Source organism: Streptomyces sp. NPDC002206, assembly GCF_053593595.1.
The window spans coordinates 214,966-232,919 of sequence record NZ_JBSFCW010000007.1 but is presented as its reverse complement, the minus strand read 5'-3'; the positions used below and the strand labels follow the sequence as shown (position 1 = coordinate 232,919).

The window sequence follows — 17,954 nt, the reverse complement described above, 5'->3', positions numbered from 1 at the left end:
ACCACCCGACGCGGTCACCGTCGGCAACCGCGCCGATTGGCTGCGTAGCTCCCAGGCCCGGAATCTTAACCAGGAGCCGTACGCCCCACGAGAGGCGCCTGCCCCAGTGGAACCGGCTTGCACACTGCAGGAGGCGCGCCGGCCGCGGAAGGTTGCATACCGCTTTCCGTCACCGTCGCCCATGTCTGCCCGACGCCGCGTTCCTCGTCCGCCGGTGCCTCCACCAGGGCCACCCCGCACGGCACGTCCCCGTTCGCGTACGGCAGCTTGAGCACACCGTCCCTGGTCCACAGCCCGGAGCCGGCCAGCCACCCTTCGGGGGCGGGGAGTTGATGCAGCCGGCGCCCTGTCGGCCGCCACACCCCGACCCAGCTGCCGGCCGACCCGTCGATGCGGAGCGCCACCGCACAGTTCTCCGGCATCAGCATCTGCCCCGGCTGCACGGCGAACGGCGTCACCGCCACGTCCGCCGGACGCAGGCACTCCGGGAAACGCACCGGCAGACAGCTGCCGAGCACTCCCCATCCGAGCCGGTCGTGGCCCGGCGCGTCGGAGCGGATCAGCAGCAGCCCGCTGTCCGCATCGGCGAGCAGCAGCCGGTCGTCGCTGTCCGGCGCGATCTGCAGCAGCGGCGTCACCTCGCCGCCCCGTCCCAGGTCCACGGCGACCGCCTTCACCGGACCGCCGCCCACGGGCTCCCGGTCCAGAGCCAGCAGCCGCCCCGCCCGGTCCAGCCAGACCCCGCCGGAGCACCGCCCCGGCACATCCGCGACACGAACCGGTCCGAACGCCCCGCCCGCCACCAGCCAGACGGCGGTGGAATGTTCCCCGATCGAAAGGGCGTACGCACTCGCACCGTCCGGCGAGGAGGGCAGCAGAGTCAGGTGCGCGCCGTCCGCGCACTCGAGGGCGCCGAGCGGCAGTTCGCCGGTGCCGGGTCCGGTCGGATAGAGCAGCGAGAAGGTGTGACGGTCCGCCACCTGGCGGCGGATCAGTACGCGGCCGTCGGCGAGCGGCAGCACATCGGAGTCGGGCTCCTCCGGCTGGTCGAGCGGAAGCGGCACGGCGTACGGCTCATGCCCGTCGAGCGTCCAGCGCTCGGGGAACCAGGCCGCGGCGTCCGCCGCTCCGGAGAGTGTGAGCCGTGCGGCGTACGAACCGTCGGCGGCAATGGTGAACGCGACCGCACGTGGGGCGGCCCTGACGTCACCAACCGGCGCACCGGACTCATCAGGCACGGGCGGCTCAACGACCCCGTGGGACTCCGCCGGTTCGTACGGCCCCCAGGCTCCCTCCGGCCCCCGTGCTGTCTCCGGCCTCTCGGGTTCCTCCGGCTCCTCCCGGCCCCCGGGCCCTTCCGCTTCTCCCGCTTTTCCCGCTTCTCCCGACACGGGGCCCACCGTCGCGGCGGCCCCGGCGGTGTCACCCTCGATGGCACGGACAGTCATGGAATCGTCACCTCCGGTCACCGACGCTAGTTTTCGCACTTCCTGCCGAACAACACGAGACCCGCCATTTCACACATAAGGATGGTGATGCCCGGATTCACCTGAGGAGAGGGGGCGGTTGTGCTCCCTGCAAAGCCCACAGCTAAGGTTAGGCATCCCTAAGCGTTTCTTGTGAGTCTGATTCCCTCAACTGGAGCAAGTGAGTACGTGATGTCCATACGACGCCGCAGCACCGCCGCCGTCGGCCTGGCAGTGGCCGCCGCTCTCTCCCTCTCCGCCTGCGGCAGCGGGGCATCGGACGACTCGGCCAAGTCCGGGGCCGGCAGCGACAAGAAGGCAGCCGTCGCGACCGGCGGCAAGGACTTCGCCGACGCGGCCAAGAAGACGGCCGCGTACGGGACGGACGCCAAGGCGGGCCAGTTCCCCCGGACCCTCACGCACGCCATGGGCACGACCGAGCTCAAGTCCGCGCCGAAGCGCGTCGTCGTGCTGGACGTCGGCGAGTTCGACAACGTCGTCTCGCTGGGTGTGAAGCCGGTCGGCTACGCCCCCTCCGAGGGTGACGCGGCCATCCCCTCGTACCTGAAGAAGGACGCGGGCAACCCGAAGAACGTCGGCACGATCAACAACCTCAACCTCGAGGCGATCGCGGGCCTGAAGCCGGACCTGATCCTCGGCAGCCAGCTGCGCGCCGCCGACAAGTACGACCAGCTCTCCAAGATCGCGCCGACCGTGTTCTCCATCCGTCCGGGCTTCACCTGGAAGGAGAACTACCTCCTCAACGCCGCGGCGCTGGACAAGACCGCCAAGGCGAAGAGCGAGCTCGAGGCGTACGAGAAGAAGGCCGCGAAGCTCGGCGAGGACATCGGCCCCGACAAGCCGACCATCTCGATGGTCCGCTACCTGCCGGACCGCATCCGCCTCTACGCGAAGGCGTCGTTCATCGGCACGATCCTTGAGGACGCGGGCCTGCCGCGGCCCAAGAACCAGCAGATCAACGACCTCGCCGCCGAGATCAGCCCGGAGAAGATCGACGAGGCGGACGCCGACTGGATCTTCACCGGCGTCTACGGCGACCCGAAGGCGACCAAGCGCGACACCGCCCGGTCCAACCCGCTGTGGAAGAACCTCAAGGCGGTCAAGGAGGGCCGGGCGAAGGACGTCCCGGACGAGACCTGGTACCTCGGCCTCGGTGTCACGGCGGCGAACCTGGTCCTCGACGACCTGCGCGCGGACCTCGTCAAGTAGCGGACCGGATCAGCAGGGGCCCGGATCGAGCGACGGCCCGGGTCCAACTGCGTGTGAGGATCCGTGACCGGCTGTTGCCGGTTGTTCGTGGAGTCCTCACAGGTCACCGCAGTCATGGGCGGCGGGGCACGGACGGAAGGTAGCCTTTCCTCCGTGCCCCGTCTGTCTGAAGTCCTCGCCGCGCTCGACGCCCTCTGGCCTCCCGAGCGGGCCGAAGGTTGGGACGCGGTCGGGACGGTCTGCGGAGACGTCGACAACCCGGCCGCCGAGGTCGACCGTGTGCTCTTCGCCGTCGACCCCGTCCAGGAGGTCGCCGACGAGGCGATCAAGCTCGGCGCCCAGCTGATCGTCACCCATCACCCGCTCTATCTGCGGGGTACGACGACAGTCGCGGCCACCACCTTCAAGGGCCGGGTCGTGCACACCCTCATCAAGCACGACATCGCCCTGCATGTCGCGCACACCAACGCCGACACCGCCGACCCCGGCGTGTCCGACGCCCTCGCCGGCGCCCTGGACCTGCGCGTCACCGGGCCCCTCGTACCGGACCCGACCGACCCCAAGGGCCATCGCGGCCTCGGCCGGATCTGCGAGCTGGACCACCCCGAAACCCTCCGCGACCTCGCCGCCCGCGCCGCCGCCCGGCTGCCCGCCACCGCACAGGGCATCCGCATGGCCGGCGACCCGGACGCCGTCGTCCGTACCGTCGCGGTGAGCGGCGGCTCCGGCGACAGCCTCTTCGACGCGGTGCGCGCCGCGGGCGTCGACGCCTTCCTCACCGCGGATCTGCGCCATCACCCGGCCTCCGAGGCCGTTCAGCAGTCCGCGATCGGCCTGATCGACGCCGCGCACTGGGCCACCGAGTGGCCCTGGTGCGAACAGGCCGCCGCGCAGCTCGACGCGATTTCCGACCGCCACGGATGGGGCCTGCGGGTCCATGTCTCGAAGCAGGTCACCGACCCCTGGACCACCCACCACTCTTCTGGAGCCCCCAACTGAACGCCGCGCCCGCCGACCAGATCCGACTTCTCGACGTCCAGGCCCTCGACGTACGGCTGTCGCAGCTTGCGCACAAGCGCAAGTCGCTCCCCGAGCACGCCGAGATCGAGTCGCTCACGGCCGACCTCGCACAACTGCGTGACCTGCTGGTCGCGTCGCAGACCGAGGAGAGCGACACCGCCCGCGAGCAGACCAAGGCGGAGCAGGACGTGGACCTGGTGCGCCAGCGCGCCGTCCGCGACCAGCAGCGACTGGACTCCGGCGCGATCACCTCGCCGAAGGACCTGGAAAGCCTCCAGCGCGAGATCACCTCGCTGGCCAAGCGCCAGGGCGACCTCGAGGACGTCGTCCTCGAAGTCATGGAGCGCCGCGAGTCCGCGCAGGAGCGCGTCACCGAGCTCACTGCACGGGTCTCGGCCGTCCAGGCCAAGGCCGACGACGCGACGGCCCGCCGGGACGCCGCGACGCAGGCTCTGGACGACGAGACCGCGACCGTCACGAAGGAGCGCGAGCTCGTCGCCGGCTCCGTACCGGCGGACCTGCTCAAGCTGTACGACCGGCTCCGCGCCCAGTCGGGCGGGGTCGGCGCCGCCCGCCTCTACCAGCGACGCTGCGAGGGCTGCCGGCTGGAGCTGAACATCACCGAGGTCAACGACGTGAAGGCGGCGTCCCCGGACACCGTGCTGCGCTGCGAGAACTGCCACCGCATTCTGGTCCGTACGGCGGAGTCGGGCCTGTAATGACGCAGCCCCGCCAGTTCGTCGTCGAGGCCGACGGAGGGTCCCGGGGCAACCCGGGGCCCGCCGGTTACGGCGCGGTCGTGATCGACCCGGTGACGGGGGAGACGCTCGCCGAAGCCGCCGAGTACATCGGTGTCGCGACGAACAACGTGGCCGAGTACAAGGGCCTCATTGCGGGCCTGAAGGCCGCGAAGGCACTGGTGCCGGACGCGTCGGCGGAAGGCGCACTGCAGGTGCGCGTCCGGATGGACTCCAAGCTGGTCGTGGAACAGATGTCGGGCCGCTGGAAGATCAAGCACCCCGACATGAAGCCGCTGGCGGCGGAGGCGGCGCGGATCCTTCCGGCGTCCGCGGTCACGTACGAGTGGATCCCGCGCGAGAAGAACAAGCACGCGGACCGTCTCGCCAACGAGGCGATGGACGCGGGCAAGAGGGGCAAGCAGTGGGAGCCGTCGGCATCGACGGCCGCCCTCGGCCTGCCCGCGGTCTCCGGTCCGCCCGGGGACGCGGCGGCGGGCGCCGCGAAGGCACGGGCGGCGATGTCGACCAGCCGTGAAACCGCGGCCACCCCGCAGGTCGGCTGGGGCGCCGCCGACCTCGGAGCGCCGGCCACATTCGTCCTGCTCCGGCACGGCGAGACAGCCCTTACGCCCGAGAAGCGGTTCTCGGGCAGCGGCGGCAGCGACCCAGAACTCTCGGCGGCCGGCCGCCACCAGGCCGAACGGGTGGCGGAGTCCCTCGCCGCCCGTGGCACGATCCAGGAGATCATCAGCTCCCCGCTGCGCCGCTGCCGCGAAACAGCGGCGACGGTGGGCGCCCGCCTGGGCCTGCCCGTCCAGATCGAGGACGGCCTGCGCGAGACGGACTTCGGGGCCTGGGAGGGCCTGACGTTCGCCGAGGTCCGTGAACGGTACGGCCCCGACCTGGACGCCTGGCTCGCCTCCACGCGAACGCCCCCCACGGGCGGCGGAGAGAGCTTCGCCGAGGTGGCCCGCCGGGTCTCGGCCACCCGGGACCGCCTGACCACCCGCCACGCCGGCCGCACGGTGCTCCTGGTCACCCACGTGACCCCGATCAAGACCCTGGCCCGACTGGCCCTGGGTGCACCACCGGAGTCCCTGTTCCGCATGGAACTCTCGGCGGCGTCGCTGTCGGCAGTGGCGTACTACGCGGACGGCAACGCGTCGCTGAGACTGCTGAACGACACGTCGCACCTGCGGTAGGGAGCGGAAGCTCCTGCGGGGGTGTGGGGCGCTCCGGGGGCAGCGGAGCGACTCCCCGGCGGCGTGCAGCTGCCGCTCCCCGGGGTGCGGGGGTACCCCCGCACCCCGGTCGGCACCCAGCGGGGTCCGGGGAAGGCCCGGGCAGGGGGAGATCAGCCGCGAAGCGCCGCAGCCTCGCTCGCCAACCTCTCCACCCGCGCCCAGTCCTTCGCCGCCACCGCATCTCCCGGCACCATCCAACTGCCGCCCACGCAGCCGACGTTCGGCAGCGCCAGGTACGACGGCGCCGACGCGAGCGAGATGCCGCCCGTCGGGCAGAACCGGGCCTGGGGGAGCGGTGCGGACAGCGCCTTGAGGTACGCCGTACCGCCCGCCGCCTCCGCCGGGAAGAACTTCATCTCGCTGACCCCGCGCTCCAGCAGCGCCACGACCTCGGATGTCGTCGAGACCCCCGGCAGGAACGGCACCTCCGACGCCTTCATCGCGTCCAGCAACGGATCCGTCCAGCCCGGGCTGACCAGGAACCGCGCCCCGGCCGCCACCGTGTCGGAGACGTTCCGCGCGGAGATCACCGTGCCCGCCCCCACCACCGCACCCGGCACCTCCGCCGCGATCGCCTCGATCGCATCCAGTGCGGCAGCCGTCCTCAGCGTCACCTCGATGGCCGGGAGCCCGCCCGCGACGAGGGCCCGGGCGAGCGGCACCGCGTCAGCGGCGTCCTCCAGGACGACAACGGGGACAACGGGGGCAAGGTCCAGCACGGAGGAGGAGGTCATGGCCTCATCTTGCCGCGCCCACCGCACCGTACGCAACGAGCGTTGCACATGTTGCAATCATCCTGCGTCAGTGGATCTCCGTCACGACCACATCGAGCGCCCACGGCCGTCCCGCCCGCCCCGGAGCCTCCGCCTCCACCACGTACCCCAGCCCCCGCAACGCGTCCACCAGCTCCGCGGGCCCGTTCGGCCGGGCCCCCGACTGCAGCAGGTCGCGGACCATCCGCCCCTTCGTCGCCTTGTTGAAGTGGCTGACCACTGACCGCTTCTCCACCCCGTCCACCATCCGGGAGTGCAGTACCCGCACACTCGCCGTGCGCTCCGCCACCGCACCCTTCGGCTTCCACGCCGCCGTGTACGCGGACGACCGCAGATCCAGTACCAGCCCGTCCCCGGCCGCCTCCGGCATGACCTCGGCCATCGGCGCACGCCAGTACGCGCCCAGCGCACCGAGACCCGGCAGCTTCACCCCCATCGAGCAGCGGTACGACGGAATCCGGTCGCCCACCCGCACCGCGCCCCACAGCCCGGAGAAGACCAGCAGCGACTTCCCGGCCCGCCGCCGGGCCGCCGTGTCCAGCGACGCCAGGTCCAGCGCGTCGTACAGCACCCCGGTGTAGATCTCCCCGGCGGGCCGCGTCCCCGCCGTCCGCAGCTCGACGTTCTTCGCGATCTCGCCGCGGAGCCCCTCGCTCAGACCGAGCGCCTCCCGGGCCTTCTCCTCGTCCGCCATGCACAGCTCGACCAGCTCGTCGAGGACCGCGGCCCGGGCCTCGGCAAGCCCCGGCAGCGACAGCGACTCCGGCTTCAGAGGTGCTCCGCGCCCCGAGGCGGCCTTTCCTTCGGAGGGCGGCAACAGCACGAGCACGGCGGTTCTCCTTCGTACGAACAGGGAAGCGGCCCCCACAACTGCCCAAGGCCCCGCCTGCCAGCGTACGGGGACGCCCGGACCGCCCAGGCCCGGCACCCGGTCCGCAGGGCCGCCCGCACCCGGGATGCCGGTCGCCCCGCCCCGCCATACGCTCGGTCCATGCCCCGCCGCCATCTCCACATGACCGGCGCAGCCGACACCCCGCTGCGGGCGGCCCTGCGCGATCTGCGCACCTCGCTCGGACTGCCCGCCCACTTCCCGCCCGAGGTCCTCGCGGAGGCGGCACAGGTGGCGAAGGCCCTCGTCCTGAGCGGACACCAGGACGCCACGGACCTCCCCTTCTTCACCATCGACCCGCCCACGTCCACCGACCTCGACCAGGCGATGCACCTCGAACGCCGCCCGCACGGCTTCCGAGTGCACTACGCCGTCGCCGACGTCGCCGCCTTCGTCCGCCCCGGCGGCGCACTCGACACCGAGGCCCACCGCCGGGTGACGACCCTCTACTTCCCCGACGGCAAGGTGCCGCTGCACCCCACCGTGCTCTCCGAAGACGCAGCGAGCCTCCTCCCCGGGCAGACCCGCCCCGCCCTGCTCTGGCGGATCGACCTCGACACGGAAGGCCGCACGGTCGCCACCGACGTACGCCGGGCCCTGGTCCGCAGCCGGGCCAAGCTGGACTACGCGGGCGTGCAGCGGCAGATCGACGCGGGCACCGCCGAGGAGCCCCTCGCCCTGCTGAGGGACATCGGCCGGCTCCGCGAGGAGCAGGAGGTCGCCCGCGGCGGGATCTCGCTCGACGTGCCCGAGCAGGAGATCGTCCGGCGTGACGGCGCATACGGCCTGGAGTACCGCGCCCCGCTGCCCGCCGACGGCTGGAACGCCCAGATCTCCCTCCTCACCGGCATGGCCGCGGCCCATCTGATGACCGAGGGGGGCACCGGCATCCTGCGTACGCTCCCGGTCGCCCCGGACGGCGCCGTCGCCCGTCTGCGCCGCTCGGCCGAGGCTCTGCACATCGACTGGCCGCACCATGTCCCGTACGCCCAGGTCGTCAGGTCGCTCGACCCGAAGAGGACGAGCGACGCCGCGTTCCTCCAGGAGTGCACCACCCTGCTGCGCGGCGCCGGCTACACGGTCTTCGACCACGGCGAACTTCCCACCCCCGCCGTCCACGCCGCCGTCGCCGACCTCTACACGCACTGCACCGCGCCGCTGCGCCGTCTCGTCGACCGGTACGCGGCGGAGCTGTGCCTCGCGACGGTCGCGGACCGGGAACCGCCCGAGTGGGTGATGGCCGCGATCCCCGGTCTCCCGAAGGAAATGGCCGAAGGAACCCGACGGGCCAACACGGTGGAGCGCGAGTGCGTCGACCTGGTCGAGGCGGCACTCCTCAGCGACCAGGTGGGCGAGGTCTTCGACGCGTACGTGGTCGACGTACAGGACCAGGAACCCACCATCGGCACGGTCCACATCGAGCACCCGGCCGTCGTCGCCCGCATCGACGGCGGCACGACGAAGCTCCCGCTGGGCCAACGGCTCCGGGTCCGCCTCACCCAGGCGGACCCGGGTGCGGCGAAGGTACTGTTCGCCCCCGCGTGAGCCCGACGGCGGCGGCGCGCGGGCCGCCGACCCGCGGCGCACAGCCGCCGCAGGACGACGGCCTCCAGAACGGGCGCGGCCGGAACCAGGGCCTCGGCGTTCCCCGGAACCGCGCCCGGCACCGTGGAAACCGTGACGCGGCGGCACGGCGAACACGCCCGGACCGGTTGCCGCGCCGGACCTCCCCATCTCGTAGGATCACGCCTTCGGCCACGGGCTCCGACGGGCCCCACGGACTTCCGGCGCACCCCGGCGGACTCCGTACGAAGGAAGGCTTTCCAGCGTGACTGAACGTGTCACCGCTCCCACGACGGACCGCGTCACGGGCCGTGTGACGGACCGGGCCCGGCAGATCATCGCCGCCGCCCGCGCCCTCCTGGAGACGGAAGGCCCGGAAGCCCTCACCATGCGCCGGCTCGCCGACAGCATCGGGATCACGGCACCGTCCCTCTACAAGCACTTTCCGGACAAGTCCTCCGTGCTGACGGCCCTGGCCGGCGAGGTGCTGCGGGAGACGGCCGAGACGCTGGAAGCGGCGGAGTCCGTGGCCCCCGGGTCGTTCCCGGCCCTCGCCACCGCGTACCGCGCCTACGCCCTGGCCCACCCCCATCTGTACCGCCTCACCACCGAGCACCCCGTGGACCGGACTTCCCTCCCGCCGGGCCTGGAGCAACGCGCCGCGGCCCCGCTCTTCCGGGCCGTCGCCGGGGACCAGGAGCGGGCCCGGGCCGCCTGGGCCTTTGCGCACGGGATGGTGGTCCTGGAACTCAACGGCCGCTTCCCTCCGGGCGCCGACCTGTCGGCTGCCTGGTCGGCCGGCATCGCCGCCTTCGGCACAGTCCGCCTCTGACCTGCCCGCCGGTCGGGCCTCGTCCGACCGGCCCCGTCCCGCCGGGTAGCATGGTCGACACGGCAGACGAGCCGGCCGGACGGCCGCGTGAGGATCTTCGGATCCTCCCGAGGAACGTCCGGGCTCCACAGGGCAGGGTGGTGGCTAACGGCCACCCGGGGTGACCCGCGGGACAGTGCCACAGAAAACAGACCGCCAGGGACTTCGGTCCTCGGTAAGGGTGAAACGGTGGTGTAAGAGACCACCAGCGCCTGAGGTGACTCAGGCGGCTAGGTAAACCCCACCCGGAGCAAGGTCAAGAGGGGCCGTCGCAAGACGGTCCTGCGCGAACGTTCGAGGGCTGCCCGCCCGAGTTCGCGGGTAGACCGCATGAGGCCGACAGCAATGCCGGTCCTAGATGGATGGCCGTCTCCCCGGCCGCCGCGAGGCGACCGGGTGACAGAACCCGGCGTACAGGCCGACTCGTCTGCCGTCTCTGTCTGCCGCAAGTCAGGACGTGTTTCTTCCGGGCATTGAGGGGCCGTCAGGCCAGGCCGAGTTGTGCGGCCTGGCCGGCCTCCAAGCGGCTGCCTGCGATGAGTCGTTCCCTGAGCGGGGGACATCCGGCGTCGGACGGTGCGCAGCGAGACTCCCGTCGGCGCTGTCGAGAGCCAGGACGGTGTCAGCCCCGCGGCCACGTACGGACGGCGCGCGTTCTGCCCCCTGGGCTGCTCGCCTTCGACCGCCGACGGCCGTTGACAACCCCCGCGCACAGGTGAAGGGCGCCGATCGGCGCGGACACCGACCTGACAGAGAGTCAGGACAGTTCTGTCGCGGGGCATGGCTTCCTCGTCGAGGGGGCTCGATCAGTCCTTCGGCGAGGATCTCCGGACGGGACTGAACGGTGTCGAGCCCGAGCAGCTGCCGCGTCGTTGTCGTGACCCTGGCGCCGGGCGCCATTCCGCAGGCGCGGTGATCGCGCCGGCGGCGGCCGGATTCACGGCTGCCAGGTCGTCCTGACGGCGGATCAGGTCCTTCTCCCTGGTCGGCGCATCATCACCTCGATACGCCTTCCTCACACCTTCGTCGTCGACTTCACGGGTGACGGTGGGGATCACCTCGGCGGTGTCGAGGCGTCGATCGGGATGCTTTACCTGTACAAGGGTCATGGCGGCGGCGCCATCGATGGCGGTTCCCCCGTGGGGAGATCGGTTCCGGTGGCTGGAACGGGATCTCGGACTGCGCCGGCGGTGACTTCACCGGTGACGGTACGGGTGACCGGCAGCTGTCGAGTCCCAGCCGGGCGCCACCGGAAAACCCCTACCTCTACAAGGTCGACGGCACAGGCGGCTTCAGCGTCCGCATCGAAATCGGCATCGGCGGCTGGTGGCGCCCCACCAGGCGGGTCCGAGTTCACTGCGGCCCTGCCCTGCCTCTGTGCGCTCCCGTGCCCCGACCGCGCCGGCCGTGCCACATCGGCCCAACTCCGAGAAGAGAGAATGAAGATCCGACATCTGCGCCGTTCAGCCTCTGCCTTCATTGCCGCCATCGGACTGACCGCCACGTTCCAGTCCTCCGCCACCGCTTCGGCGGCGGAATCGCTCACCCACGTCGAGTACGGGGGACTCTCCATCGACGTTCCGGCCGGGTGGGGGCTGGTGGATCTGGAGAAGGACCCGAACACCTGTGTACGACTCGATCAGCACACCGTGTACCTGGGGCATCCGGGAGCCCGGCAGTCCTGCCCCACCCACCTGATCGCGGCGAAGACCGAAGCGATTGTGCTGGAGCCGTTCACCGGAGCTGCGCCCCGAGAGGATGTGCCCACCGTGAACGTCCCGACGGGCTCCCCCGCTCCCAGAGTCCTCCCGGCCGGCGACTCCCGCGAAGTACGGCTGGCCTTCGAAGGCGCCGGCGTCTATGCAACTGTCAGTTACGGCTCGTCGACGGCAGCGATCGAGGAGATCCTGGGCTCCGCCACCACCAGCAGCACGGCCGAGCCGCAGACGGTTCCGGCGCCCCGGGCGCCGGCTTTCTCGGCCGCCGCTTCCGCGATCCCGAGCACCGGCTACACCGGCAAAGCCTTCGACGCCTGCTCGGCACCCTCCTCGGGCACCATGGCGGACTGGGCGTCCTCGCCCTACCGAGGGGTGGGCATTTACATGGGCGGACCGAGCCGGGCCTGCTCCCAGCCGAATCTCACCGCTTCATGGGTGGCCGAGCAGAGCAACCGTGGCTGGCATCTGCTCCCCATCTACGCGGGCCTCCAAGCGGGGAGCATCTCCTCCTCGAGCGCGACCAGCCAGGGCCGGTCGGCCGCCGATGCGGCTGTCGATCTGGCACAAGCGCTCGGATTCGTCCCCGGCACGGTGCTCTACATCGACATGGAGGCGTACTCCTCGGGCTACCGCACCAACGTCCTCAACTATCTCTCCGGCTGGTCCGCCCGTTTGCACGAATTGCGCTATCGGTCAGGCGTGTACAGCTCCTCCTCCAGTGGCATCAAGGACCTGGCCTCCGTCTATTCGTCCACGACGCTGGTACGTCCGGACGTGGTCTGGTCCGGCAACTGGAACGGTGTGGCCAACACCGCCGACGTGAACATCCCCGCCGGATACTGGTCCAACCATCAGCGTGTTCACCAGTACGCGGGCAATGTCACCGAGTCGTACAGCGGGGCGACGATCAACATCGACCGGAACTACGTCGACGTCGGCGCGGCTGCGACCACGGGCGACCCGGGTATGACAAATCTGACGGCCGGTGACTTCAACGGGGACGGCAAGAAGGACCTGGTGGCCGTCCAGGTGGCGACGGGCAACCTCTGGTTGTACCCCGGTACGGGCAAGGGAAGCCTGACTTCGCCGCTGCTGATCGGCACGGGTGGCTGGAACGGCATGGCGAATCTGGCCGTCGGTGACTTCAACTCGGACGGCAGGGACGATCTCGTCGGCACCGCGGTCGCGAGCGGAAAGCTTTACCTCTACCGCGGTACCGGCAGCGGGCTGAGCAGTCGTAAGGAGATCGGTTCCGGCGGCTGGAACGGGATCAGCAACATCTTCGTCGGTGACTTCACGGGTGACGGCAGGGATGACCTCGGTGGTGTCGAGAAGTCGACCGGGAAGCTCTACCTCTACCGGGGCCACGGCAACGGCACCATCGACTCCGGTCCCTCCCGGACGGAGATCGGCTCCCATGGCTGGAACGGCATGGACAAGATCGTCAGTCCCGGTGACATGAACAAGGACGGCAGGGACGACATCGTCGCCACCGAGAAGTCCACCGGGAAGCTCTACCTCTACAAGGGCCACGGCAACGGCACCATCGACTCCGGTCCCGCCCGCACGGAGATCGGCTCCCGTGGCTGGAACGGCATCTCGGACTACGCCGGCGCCGACTTCACCGGTGACGGTACGGGTGACCTGGTAGCCGTCAAGTCCGAGTCGGGTGCCACCGGAAAGCTCTACTTCTACAAGGGCACCGGCAAGGGCGGCCTCAACGCCCGCGTCGAGATCAGCTCCGGCGGCTGGTGAGGGACTAGCTTCTCGACGACGGCAACCGGGGGGCGAGCCCCCGGGCAGCGCCGGACCCGGCTTTCGGTCCGGCGCTGCTGCTGCGTTGTGTTCCGGAGGCCTGCGCGGGCGGCGATTCATCCGTGGCGTCAGCCCGCCATCGGCAGGATCCGTCGCGACGGCGCCGCGCGCAGTTCGTCCACGGCCACCGCCTCCCCGCTGTCCGCGTCGACATAGCTGACACGGACGATCGGGTCGTCACCGGTGTCGCGGCCGGCCGTGGCGTCGAGTGCGAACACCACCGCGACCGGGCGCGCGTTCTCCCGGTCCCCGTACACACCCGAGTACTGGAGAATGCGCCAGCCGTCATCCTCCCAGTGGTCCAGCAAGGCGGACCGGACCACTGGTGCGGCGGCCTGCCAGGCAAGGGAGTTCTCCAGGAGTTCGACGCTCGCCGCGACCGGCACCTGGCCGGTGGCGGTGCCGAGGAGCGGGTGTCCGAAGACACGCAGCCTCGTCCGGCGCAGTGGCAGCAGCCACCACCGGTCGAGGTCGGCCGAGAGGGCGACCAGAAGCGCCGCCGCCCCGGCCAGGAGGACAAAGGCACCGGCAGGCCGCTCGGAGACCGCCGGCCACCAGGTGTCCTGTGCCACCGCCACCGTGGCCCCGCCGATGAGCACGACCGCCGCCCGCGCGAACGCCCGCCATGTGATGGGGGTGCCCTCACTTGCCGAGCAGCCGCAGGAGGACTCCGGTGCCACGGCCCGGCCGTAGCCGAGGTAGCCGAGGAAGCCCGCCCCGAGGACCGCGGCGGCGGCCCCCGGCACCGGGTTCGCCGGGACCACCAGCAGACCTGCGGCGATCAGGAGTTCACCTGCGCCGGTCGCGCGCAGCACCGTGGTGGCCCGCTCACTGCTGCGCAGCATGCGGGCCAGCGCCGTCTTCGGCGCCTGCTGTGCGGTGCCCCGGCTGAACACCTTGACCGCTCCGGTCCACCCGAGCAGGCCCGCGAGGACCAGCGGGGCGAGGCCCGTTGTCAGTGACAGCATCTCTTCCTCTCTCTGTGTCCTTGGGCCTGTATCAGTGCCCGACGGAGATGCGGACGACGTCCACGGAGTTGTCGGACGGCCGCCAGGCACCGAGTACCTGGGCGCTCTGCCCGATGCGCAGCCGGGACAGGTCGGACGTCAGTGCGCGGCCCGCGTAGGAGGCGCTGGCATCCGGGGCGACGTAGCCGACCAGCTCATGCTGCCCGTGGGCGAGGTGCAGCCGGTTCTTCGCGATGCCGCGGATCTGCGTGTCCAGATTCACGATGTTCACCCACACCGCGTCGGCGGCCACGGTGCCATCGGGCATCTTGACGCCACGTGCGTAGAGCCCGTCGCCGACCTCGATCACTTCTGCTGTGGTGGCGCGCACCTTCCACACGCTGGTGACGTTGGTCATCTGCACCCGGGAGCGGCCGCCATTGGATCCGGCCACCTCCAGGATGCTGCCGGTGATGCCCGTGATGCGGCCCTCCACGAAGGTGGACTTGGCTATCGCGGGGTCGAGCGAGGGTTCCGCGGCGAAGGCGGCCTCGGCGTCGAGGCCGCCGAGCGCGGTGGCGCCGATGATGGTCGCGCCGCCGAGGGCGGCATTGGTGAGGAAGCGCCGGCGGCGCATCCCGTCGGCCCGGTCGTGTCGTACGGTCATCTCGGTCCCCCTCACTCGTAGATGTAGACCGGCAGCTTGCCCGAGCTCAGGTTGCCGATCGCCGAGAATGCGGCCGGCGTCAGGTCGAGGACGCGGTTGGTGCGACAGGTGCCGTTGCAGCAAGTCGCCTCGCCGCACCAGTCCTTGGTGCGCGGGCCGCAGTCGGTGATCGTGATGCACACCGTCGCGCCCGAGCACTGGTGCTTGACGTTCATCACCGCACCGCAGCCGCGTCTGGGGATGTTCTCGCCGCAGAGGTCGGGCCGGGTGATGTTCCAGCACGCCTGTGAGGCGTTGGGCCACGCGCCGTGGTGTGCGCTGGACTGGCAGTTCCCGCAGGCGCCGCCGCCGGCACTGGAGCATGGCCCCCAGGCGTTGCCGCAGCAGAACCAGCTGGTTTCACCGGCCCACAGGCTGGTTGATCCGCAAGCCATCGTGTTGCCCTTCCCAGGAAGTGACAAGTGCATGACAAATACTGGACCGGCCGTCGACAAGCACATGTGAAGCGGGGATGCCCGTGGTGCGACCGGGGGTGGTTGTGCGAGCGAAGCAACCCAATGATGCGCGTAGACAAGCGGGTTGCATAGATGGCCTCGTTCCGCATCGACGAGGGGCTCGTCGGCCGGGTGGCGAGCCGGTGGTCAGCCTTCCGGTCCTGCCCGACGACCCAGGTGTCCGGCGAACCACTCTCTGGCCAGCTCCGCCACCTTCCCGAGAGCACCGGGCTCCTCGAACAGGTGAGTGGCGCCAGGGACCACGGCGAGACGGTTCTCGCAGCGCAGCAGCGCCTGGGCCTGGCGGTTGAGGTCCAGCACCACCTCGTCATCACCTCCGACGATGAGCAGCGTGGGCGCGGTCACCGCCGGCAGGCGGGGCCCGGCCAGATCGGGCCTGCCGCCGCGCGAGACGACCGCCACGGCCGGGGAGTCCGGCTCCGCCGCCGCCCACAGCGCGGCGGCCGCACCGGTGCTGGCGCCGAAGTAGCCGACCGCGAGGGCCTGGGTCTCGGGCCGGTCGAGCAGCCAGCGGGTGGCGTCGGTCAGGCGGCCGGCCAGCAGGGCGGTGTCGAAGGTGTTGGCCCGGTCCAGCTCCTCCTCCGCCGTGAGGAGGTCGAACAGCAGCGTGGCCAGCCCGACCTTGTTCAGTGAGGTCGAGACGGAGCGGTTGCGCGGGCTGTGCCGGCTGCTGCCGCTGCCGTGGGCGAACACCACGATGCCCGTGGCCCCTTCGGGGACCGTCAGCTCTCCGCCGAGCCGGACCGGTCCAGCCTGCACGACGACACCCGCGGCCGCCATCCCCGCTCCTCCCGCAGCTCCCAAGGTTGCTGCGTTTTCGTGCCGCTGCTCGATTCCCCCGAGAAGGTGGGCTCTTCCGCCCGACGTTGTCCGTAGGCCAGGACATCCGTCTGTCGTCACTGCTTCCGGCTCACGACCGGACTCCTGGCCACCTTGCACCTGCACTCCACGCTACTCGCGTTCCGCCGAGGTGCGAGCGCCGGACGACTTCACCGCCGGATCCCACCGCGGCCGCCGTCCCGGCCTCCGGAGAAGCCGTGCCCCGCTCTCCCGCTCCGTACCGGCTCATCCCTTGACGACGCCCAGCGGCACCAGGCGGGCGACCAGCCGGGCGAGTCCGGCGCCCTCGGTGACCGCGGTGACCGCGTCGACGTCCTTGTACGCCTCCGGCGCCTCCTCGGCGAGACCACGCCACGAGGAGGGGCGTACGGCGATGCCCCGGGCCTCCAGCTCGCCGCGAAGCTGCTCCCCGCGGACCATGCGCAGCGCGTGATGACGGCTCCAGACCCGGCCGGCGCCGTGGCAGGCGGAGTGGAAGGCTTCGTTGCCGGGCAGGCCGACCATCACGTACGAGGCGGTGCCCATCGTCCCGGGGACCAGTACCGGCTGGCCCGCCCGGACGAGGTCCTCGGGCAGGCTCGGGTCGCCGGGTGGCAGCGCCCGCGTCGCGCCTTTGCGATGGACGCACAGTGGACGTGCCTCACCGTCCACTTCATGGGTCTCGAGTTTGGCCGTGTTGTGCGAGATGTCGTAGACCAGATCCAGACCGACTCCCGCAGCCGTCGCGAAGGCGCGGCGGGTGGCTTCGGACAGCAGCTGGCGGTTGGCCCGGCCGTAGTTGGCGGCTGCCGCCATCGCCCCCAGGTAGGCGTGGCCCCGCGGAGACTCGACGGGCGTGCAGGCCAGCTGCCGGTCCGGGACCTGGATGTGGTGCCGGTGCAGTTCCTGGTCCATCAGGCGGACGTGGTCGGTGCACACCTGGTGCCCCAGGCCGCGCGAGCCGCAATGGATCATGACGCACACCTGGCCCACCCGCAGCCCGAAGGCCGCCGCGGTGGCCGTGTCGAAGATCTGGTCGACCGCCTGGACCTCCAGGAAGTGGTTGCCCGAGCCGAGGCTTCCCACCTGGTGGAGGCCGCGTTCGACGGCGCGCCTGCTCACCTGCCCCGGGGCCGCGCCGTCCAGGACGCCGTAGTCCTCGCAGCGCGCGAGGTCGCGCGGCACACCGTGCCCGTGCTCGACCGCGTACCGAGCGCCGCCGACCAGCAGCTCGTCGATCTCCCCGGCGCCCGACAGCTTCCACAGGCCGCCGCGCCCCATGCCGCGCGGGATGGTGCCGTCGAGGATGTCCATCAGCCGCCGCAGCCGGTCGTGGCCGAGCGCCTCATGGTCGATGTCGGCGGCCAGCAGCCGTACGCCGCAGGAGATGTCGAACCCGACGCCGCCGGGCGAGATGACCCCGCCGTGGGAGATGTCGGTGGCGGCCACCCCGCCGATCGGGAAACCGTAGCCCCAGTGGACGTCGGGCATGGCGAAGGAGGCGCGGACGATGCCGGGCAGCGTCGCCACGTTCGCCACCTGCTCCAGCGCCTTGTCCCCGGCCGCCTGCGGCAGCAGCGCCCGCGAGGCGAACACAATCCCGGGTACGCGCATCGGCTCCTGCTGCTCGATACGGAAGCGGTACGGGCCCTTCTCCACCAGTGCGATGTCCACGTC

The 17,954-nt window shown here is 71.2% G+C and carries 15 protein-coding genes, 1 other RNA gene and 1 pseudogene; 9 read left to right on the top strand and 8 right to left on the bottom strand.

Annotated features, from left to right (window positions below):
- Positions 1–65: 65 nt before the first annotated feature.
- Positions 66–1,448: a hypothetical protein gene (locus ACWCP8_RS16615; RefSeq protein WP_451116536.1), complete on the bottom strand. Its 1,383-nt coding sequence runs from the start codon at positions 1,446–1,448 to the stop codon at positions 66–68.
- Positions 1,449–1,658: 210 nt separating this feature from the next.
- On the opposite strand from ACWCP8_RS16615, the gene ACWCP8_RS16610 reads away from it, so the two are divergent.
- From ACWCP8_RS16610 to ACWCP8_RS16595, 4 genes are all read left to right on the top strand, one after another.
- Entirely contained in the window at positions 1,659–2,696 is a 1,038-nt protein-coding gene (locus tag ACWCP8_RS16610; protein ID WP_352266929.1) for an ABC transporter substrate-binding protein, read from the top strand.
- Positions 2,697–2,849: 153 nt separating this feature from the next.
- Positions 2,850–3,695 carry a Nif3-like dinuclear metal center hexameric protein gene (locus tag ACWCP8_RS16605; protein WP_030970515.1) on the top strand — a complete coding sequence of 282 codons (846 nt, stop codon included), beginning with the start codon at positions 2,850–2,852 and terminating at the stop codon, positions 3,693–3,695.
- On the top strand, positions 3,692–4,435 hold the full coding sequence (locus ACWCP8_RS16600) for a zinc ribbon domain-containing protein (RefSeq protein ID WP_352267015.1): 744 nt from the start codon (positions 3,692–3,694) through the stop codon (positions 4,433–4,435). Before ACWCP8_RS16605 ends, ACWCP8_RS16600 begins: the two co-directional genes overlap by 4 nt.
- Positions 4,435–5,658: a bifunctional RNase H/acid phosphatase gene (locus ACWCP8_RS16595; RefSeq protein WP_352266928.1), complete on the top strand. Its 1,224-nt coding sequence runs from the start codon at positions 4,435–4,437 to the stop codon at positions 5,656–5,658. The genes ACWCP8_RS16600 and ACWCP8_RS16595 overlap by 1 nt, the downstream gene beginning before the upstream one ends.
- A gap of 152 nt (positions 5,659–5,810) precedes the next feature.
- Here ACWCP8_RS16595 and eda read toward each other — a convergent pair whose 3' ends face one another.
- Both eda and yaaA read right to left on the bottom strand, forming a co-directional pair.
- Positions 5,811–6,434, bottom strand: a complete 624-nt coding sequence (eda, locus tag ACWCP8_RS16590) for a bifunctional 4-hydroxy-2-oxoglutarate aldolase/2-dehydro-3-deoxy-phosphogluconate aldolase (RefSeq protein WP_352266927.1) — start codon at positions 6,432–6,434, stop codon at positions 5,811–5,813.
- A gap of 67 nt (positions 6,435–6,501) precedes the next feature.
- Positions 6,502–7,302 carry a peroxide stress protein YaaA gene (gene yaaA, locus ACWCP8_RS16585; RefSeq protein ID WP_352266926.1) on the bottom strand — a complete coding sequence of 267 codons (801 nt, stop codon included), beginning with the start codon at positions 7,300–7,302 and terminating at the stop codon, positions 6,502–6,504.
- A gap of 162 nt (positions 7,303–7,464) precedes the next feature.
- On the opposite strand from yaaA, the gene ACWCP8_RS16580 reads away from it, so the two are divergent.
- From ACWCP8_RS16580 to ACWCP8_RS16565, 4 genes are all read left to right on the top strand, one after another.
- Positions 7,465–8,907 (top strand): RNB domain-containing ribonuclease, encoded by a 1,443-nt coding sequence (locus ACWCP8_RS16580; protein WP_451116533.1) that lies wholly within the window; start codon positions 7,465–7,467, stop codon positions 8,905–8,907.
- Between the two features lie 331 nt (positions 8,908–9,238).
- Positions 9,239–9,757 (top strand): TetR/AcrR family transcriptional regulator, encoded by a 519-nt coding sequence (locus tag ACWCP8_RS16575; RefSeq protein WP_352267013.1) that lies wholly within the window; start codon positions 9,239–9,241, stop codon positions 9,755–9,757.
- Positions 9,758–9,824: 67 nt separating this feature from the next.
- An RNA gene (rnpB, locus tag ACWCP8_RS16570) (RNase P RNA component class A) lies at positions 9,825–10,226 on the top strand.
- A gap of 1,009 nt (positions 10,227–11,235) precedes the next feature.
- Positions 11,236–13,269: a glycoside hydrolase domain-containing protein gene (locus ACWCP8_RS16565; protein ID WP_451116531.1), complete on the top strand. Its 2,034-nt coding sequence runs from the start codon at positions 11,236–11,238 to the stop codon at positions 13,267–13,269.
- Positions 13,270–13,397: 128 nt separating this feature from the next.
- Here ACWCP8_RS16565 and ACWCP8_RS16560 read toward each other — a convergent pair whose 3' ends face one another.
- The 3 genes from ACWCP8_RS16560 to ACWCP8_RS16550 are packed head-to-tail and all read right to left on the bottom strand — an operon-like array spanning position 13,398 to position 15,158.
- Positions 13,398–14,297: a MauE/DoxX family redox-associated membrane protein gene (locus ACWCP8_RS16560; RefSeq protein ID WP_451116529.1), complete on the bottom strand. Its 900-nt coding sequence runs from the start codon at positions 14,295–14,297 to the stop codon at positions 13,398–13,400.
- Positions 14,298–14,328: 31 nt separating this feature from the next.
- Complete coding sequence (locus ACWCP8_RS16555; RefSeq protein WP_352266921.1) at positions 14,329–14,943, bottom strand: cell wall protein; 615 nt, start codon at positions 14,941–14,943, stop codon at positions 14,329–14,331.
- Between the two features lie 11 nt (positions 14,944–14,954).
- On the bottom strand, positions 14,955–15,158 hold the full coding sequence (locus ACWCP8_RS16550) for an RlpA-like double-psi beta-barrel domain-containing protein (RefSeq protein ID WP_326603381.1): 204 nt from the start codon (positions 15,156–15,158) through the stop codon (positions 14,955–14,957).
- Between ACWCP8_RS16550 and ACWCP8_RS16545 the strand changes: the two genes are divergently transcribed.
- Positions 15,148–15,447 carry a hypothetical protein gene (locus tag ACWCP8_RS16545; RefSeq protein ID WP_352266920.1) on the top strand — a complete coding sequence of 100 codons (300 nt, stop codon included), beginning with the start codon at positions 15,148–15,150 and terminating at the stop codon, positions 15,445–15,447. The two genes, ACWCP8_RS16550 and ACWCP8_RS16545, sit on opposite strands and share 11 nt — an antisense overlap.
- A gap of 137 nt (positions 15,448–15,584) precedes the next feature.
- Here the strand turns inward: ACWCP8_RS16545 and ACWCP8_RS16540 are convergent.
- Together ACWCP8_RS16540 and ACWCP8_RS16535 are read right to left on the bottom strand one after the other, a co-directional pair.
- A pseudogene (locus ACWCP8_RS16540) lies at positions 15,585–16,277 on the bottom strand (dienelactone hydrolase family protein); the annotation flags it as partial.
- 246 nt (positions 16,278–16,523) lie between these two features.
- Entirely contained in the window at positions 16,524–17,951 is a 1,428-nt protein-coding gene (locus tag ACWCP8_RS16535; protein WP_352266919.1) for an RtcB family protein, read from the bottom strand.
- Between the last annotated feature and the right edge of the window lie 3 nt (positions 17,952–17,954).